At 45.4% G+C, this 405-nt stretch carries 1 pseudogene; it reads left to right on the top strand.

From position 1 onward, the window contains the following. Positions 1 to 405 (top strand): annotated as a pseudogene (locus PPOP_RS16510) (transposase); the annotation flags it as partial.

The raw sequence follows: 405 nt of genomic DNA, 5'->3' as shown, positions 1-405 counted from the left end.
ATTCGCATGTTTAAATATCTACTACTGAAAGCTATATTTGAACTCTCTGACGTAGACATTGTTGAACGCTCTAAGTATGACCTGTCGTTCAAATCGTTCAAATTTTTTCTTGGCATGGCACCAGAGGACTCGGTAATCGACCCAAGTTCTCTAACGAAATTCCGCAAACTACGATTAAAAGATATGAACCTGCTCGACATGCTCATCGGGCAGACAGTAGCTCTCGCGATCGAGCAGGGTATCTTAAATAGTGCCGCTATCATCGTAGATGCCACGCATACGAAAGCTCGCTACAACCAGAAGTCACCGCACGCAAGAAATCCTGCAAGACCGTGCGCGGAAGCTGCGAAAGGTTGTTTACAGCATGGATGAGTCGGTCAAAGCCAAAATGCCAGCAAAGAACAA

It is taken from the genome of Paenibacillus popilliae ATCC 14706 (genome assembly GCF_000315235.1).
Taxonomy (GTDB): Bacteria; Bacillota; Bacilli; order Paenibacillales; family Paenibacillaceae; genus Paenibacillus_B; species Paenibacillus_B popilliae.
The sequence above is the reverse complement of the archived record's forward strand: the minus strand, read 5'-3'. Positions and strand labels throughout refer to the sequence as shown.